General features: G+C 49.2%; 1 protein-coding gene. It reads right to left on the bottom strand.

Annotated elements, in window-relative coordinates; all coding sequences use genetic code 11:
* Positions 1 to 129: 129 nt before the first annotated feature.
* The gene (gene alr, locus F6K20_RS37720; RefSeq protein WP_008189245.1) at positions 130 to 1,356 is read right to left on the bottom strand and encodes an alanine racemase; all 1,227 of its coding nucleotides are present in this window, start codon (positions 1,354 to 1,356) and stop codon (positions 130 to 132) included.
* Positions 1,357 to 1,610: the final 254 nt, after the last annotated feature.

Genomic DNA, 1,610 nt, shown 5'->3' with positions numbered 1-1,610 from the left:
TGCTGACCGCTTACCGCTGACCGCTGACCGCTGACCGCTGACCGCTGACCGCTGACGGCTAACGGCTGACGGCTAACGGCTGACCGCTGACCGCTGACCGCTGACCGCTGACCGCTGACCGCTGAATGCTTACCCGACTACTACACGGGGTAGTCGGTGCTTAAAACCACAAATAATTTCCCAGGAAATGGTGCCTAAAGCCATAGCCCAGTCATCTGCTGAGATTTGCTCTTCCCCATCCTGTCCAATTAAGGTAACAATTTCCCCAACTTGTATATTAGGAATATCACTAACATCGAGCATGAGCTGATCCATTGTAATTGCGCCAATCTGAGGAACTTGCTGCCCTCGGATGATGACATTGATGCGATTGGAAAGATTTCGGGGAACACCGTCAGCATAGCCAATACCGACTACTGCTAGACGCATCTGTCGATTTGAAATAAATTGATGGCCATAGCTGATACCAGTGCCAGGGGGAATAGTTTTAATTTGGGTAATCCGCGCTTTTACCTGCATCACTGGCTTGAGGTGAATAACCTTTTGAAGATGCTCTGCTGGGTAGAGACCATAGACGGCTAATCCGACACGCACCCAATCGTAGTGCAATGCTGAGTCGGTTAAGGTGGCAGCGGAATTTGCCAAGTGTAATCGGGGTGGAGTTATGCCACCAGCCTGCAATTGTGCGATCGCGTTTTTAAACCTTTGATGCTGCTGTCTCATCACTGTGGGGTCAGGACTATCAGCAGTGGCTAGATGGGAATAGACACTAGCTATTTCCAAGTTAGGTAATTGTTGGACTAAGCGTACAAACTCGATGGCATCTTGCCAAGGCATTCCCAAGCGAGACATTCCTGTATCTAGTTTCAGATGCACTGGCAGGCTTTGGTTTAGACCACTCAAGGTTTCCGAAAACACTAACGCTTGTTGAGGATTACACAGAGTTGGTTCCAATTGCCAGTGAGCGATCGCTTTGACTTGTTCTGGGGTATTAGTCGCTCCCAACAAGAGTATAGTGGCCTTAATTCCCCCTTGCCTGAGTTGAATGCCCTCTGAGACAGTAGCAACACATAACCCCCCAGCACCAGCCTCTATCGCTGTGCGGGCAACGGTTAGAGCACCATGGCCATAAGCATCCGCTTTCACCACTGCCATTAGTTGGGTAGGATGGCGCCAAAGCTGCTGTATTTGCCGTAAATTGTGATGAAGAGCAACTTGATCAATTTCGGCCCAGGCTCTTTGGCGTAATCCAGGATAAAACGAGTCAGTTAGGCAGTCAGTATCATCCCGTAGGATTTGTGTGACAGATTCCGACTGTAATGGTGTTATACCAATCCTCTGCTGAAGCTCTCCCATAGCACTTCACTCCTCAATCACTCACACATTACACACACATTACACACTATAGGTCGAATGACGCTTTGAAAAGTTGCTGTGAGATGTCACAATGTTCCACGGGGCTAGTAGTTCAATATAGCTGCCATTGAACGGCACCCTGCGTAAGCATATGCGCTACGCGCACGCTACGCGAACAGCAGTCAGCCGTCAGCCGTCAGCTTATTTTATTCAAAAGCACCTCAAGTAGGGTGCGCGTAGCGCATAAACTGTTA

The organism is Moorena sp. SIO2C4, from assembly GCF_010672485.1.
GTDB lineage: Bacteria > Cyanobacteriota > Cyanobacteriia > Cyanobacteriales > Coleofasciculaceae > Moorena > Moorena producens.
This window is presented reverse-complemented; position numbering and strand designations above follow the sequence as displayed.